The sequence below is a fragment of the Candidatus Cryosericum odellii genome (genome assembly GCF_003570935.1).
GTDB classification, from domain to species: Bacteria; Caldisericota; Caldisericia; order Cryosericales; family Cryosericaceae; genus Cryosericum; species Cryosericum odellii.
This window is the reverse complement of record NZ_QXIU01000160.1, coordinates 3434-6299: the sequence shown is the minus strand read 5'-3', so window position 1 is coordinate 6299 and position 2866 is coordinate 3434. Positions and strand designations below refer to the sequence as shown.

At 65.2% G+C, this 2866-nt stretch carries 2 protein-coding genes; both read right to left on the bottom strand.

What is annotated here, in order from left to right:
* Positions 1-30: 30 nt before the first annotated feature.
* Positions 31-2241 (bottom strand): phosphoribosylformylglycinamidine synthase subunit PurL, encoded by a 2211-nt coding sequence (purL, locus tag SMC5_RS06725; RefSeq protein ID WP_119120093.1) that lies wholly within the window; start codon positions 2239-2241, stop codon positions 31-33.
* A partial coding sequence (gene purQ, locus SMC5_RS06720) for a phosphoribosylformylglycinamidine synthase subunit PurQ (RefSeq protein WP_119120095.1) occupies positions 2222-2866 on the bottom strand: 645 nt, incomplete at its 5' end. The genes purL and purQ, both read right to left, overlap by 20 nt.

The window sequence follows — 2866 nt, the reverse complement described above, 5'->3', positions numbered from 1 at the left end:
CACATTCCTCGTGCAGACCGCTCATACTTCTCATATGTTCATCACCTGCGGCAGCGAGCCGCTCCAGGCGGCGGCAAGATCGACAACCGGCGCGCGGACGAGTGATTTGCCTGAGACGTCGATGTTCAACAGCGCCCCACCTGTCGTCCCCAGCACGGCGAGCGGGACACCCATCTCGACGGCCGCGTCCACAAGCGCCTGCAAGTCGCCAGCTCCGACCGTGACGACGATCCGCGATGGCGCCTCGCCGAAGAGGAGTGCATCCGGACGTATCCCAGCCGGCAGGGAGCAATCGGCTCCCGTCTGCCCACTGATACAGGACTCGGCAAGCGTCACCCCGAGACCTCCGTCGCTCACGTCATGCGCCGACCGGATCAACCCACGGCGTATCCCGGTCAGACACAGCTCCTGAACTTCTTTCTCGCGCTCCAGGTCGAGAAGTGGAACACGCCCGGCCGTCCTGCCCGTTGCCAGCCGGACATACTCACTGCCGCCGAGCTCATCCGTATTCGCGCCCAGCAGAACCACGACGCTGCCCGATTCGCCAAACCCCTGCCGACAGATGTGGGCAAGATCTTTGACCACACCGACCATGCCGACGACAGGCGTGGGCACGATCGCCGACGCGCCGGTTTCGTTGTAGAAACTGACGTTACCACCGATCACGGGGATCCCCAGCTTCCGGCAGGCCTCGCTCATGCCCTTGACGGCCTGGCTGAACTGCCAGAACACCTCCGGTTTCTCGGGATTGCCAAAGTTGAGACAATCCGTGAGGGCCAGCGGCTTTGCACCGCTGCAGACCAGGTTCCGTGCCGCCTCGGCCACTGCCATGGCTGCGCCCGTCGCCGGGTCCAGCAGGCACATCCGTCCCGGCCCGTCGATCGTCAGGGCTATGCCATGGTCTGTCCCTCCCACACGCAGGACAGCAGCATCCGATCCGGGCCCGATGACCGTGTTGGTGCGCACCACGCTGTCGTACTGGCGGTACACCCATTCCTTGCTAGCGATGGTCGGCGTCCCCAGCAGTGCCGTCAACGTTCCAGTCCAGTCGTCCTGCTGCGGCAGGAGTGTCACGTCCAGGTTGAGCAGGTTGTCCTGCCATGCCGGCCGCACCGCCTCGGGGTGCCGGAGAGGCGCCTGTTCCGCCAGTGCCTTGGCAGGGACCTGTCCCACGATAACATCCCCGTCGCGAATCGTCAGCATGCCATCGTCCGTGACCCGCCCGATGACCGCGGCGTTCAGCCCCCACTTATCGAAGATGCGCTGTACCTCTCCTTCACGTCCCTGGCGCGCAATGACCAGCATGCGTTCCTGCGACTCCGAAATCATGACCTCGGCAGGGACCATTCCGTCCTCGCGACGCGGTACCAGGGCAACGTCCAGATCTATTCCCACCCCACCCTTGGCCGCCGTCTCGCAGCTTGCCGAGGTAAGTCCTGCCGCGCCGAGGTCCTGGATGCCGACCACCGCGTCAGTCTGGAACAGCTCCAGGCATGCCTCGAGCAACAGTTTCTCGAGGAAGGGGTCACCCACCTGAACGGCGGACTTGCGTTCCTGCGAAGCAGCCGTCAGGTCCACCGAGGCGAAACTGGCGCCGCCCATGCCGTCCCGGCCCGTCGTTGCGCCGACGAGGATGACGGCGTTGCCGACTCCTGTGGCTGCGCTGCGCTTGATGTCCCCATGCCGGATGATGCCAACGCACATTGCATTTACCAGACAGTTGCCCGTGTAGGAGTCGTCGAACCCGACCTCGCCCGCCACCGTCGGGATGCCCATGCAGTTGTCGTAGTCGCCGATCCCTTTCACAACGCCCCTGAACAGCGAGCGCTGCCGAGCTTCTTTGAGGTCACCAAATCGCAGCGAGTCCAGCATGGCGACGGGCCGCGCTCCCATCGTGAAGATGTCCCGGATGATACCGCCCGACCCGGTGGCCGCCCCCTGGTACGGTTCGACCGCAGAGGGGTGGTTGTGGCTCTCGACCTTCATGACGACCGCCAATCCATCTCCGATGTCGACGATGCCGGCGTTCTCGCCCGGCCCCTGCAGCACCGCCGGTCCCGTCGTGGGAAAGAGGCGCAGCAACGGGCGCGAGGTCTTGTAGCTGCAGTGCTCGCTCCACATGACGCCAAAGAGATCCAGCTCCAGATCTCCGGGCTCGCGCCCGACGAGTTCGACGATGCGCGCGTACTCCGCATCTGTGAGGCCCACGCGTGCAGCCCGTTCAGCACCGGCAAGTTTCATGCTGCCTCCTTTCGAGTTCCTGAACCATGGACTGCAGGATGAACAGGCCGTCGGTCCCACCCAGCAACTCCTCCGCCGCCCGCTCGGGGTGGGGCATCATGCCGGCCACGTTGCCCTGTTCGTTGATAATGCCTGCAATGTTCGCGACCGAGCCGTTGGGATTGTGCCCCTCGTCCACCGTGCCGTCCGGAGCGCAATAGCGTAGGATCACCTGCCCCCGCTGTTCCATGGCGGCCAGCGTCGCCGGGTCCACGGCATAGTTGCCGTCGCCGTGGGCAATGGGCAGTCGGAGCACCTGCCCGGCCCGGCAGCGCCGTGTGAACGCGGTGTCTGCATTCTCGACGCGCACCGGCACGGTGTCACAGATGAAAGCCAGGTCACGGTTGCGCAGCAAAGCGCCCGGCAACAGCCCTGCTTCGGTGAGCAGCTGGAAGCCGTTACAGATGCCCAGGACCATGCCTCCCCGGCCGGCAAACCGGACCACCGCCTCCATGAGCGGTGCGAACCGCGCGATGGCTCCCGGCCGCAGGTAGTCGCCGTACGAGAAACCGCCCGGCAGGATCACACCGTCGAAGCCGGACAAGTCCGTCTCACGGTGCCAGACATAGGCGACATCCCTGCCAAG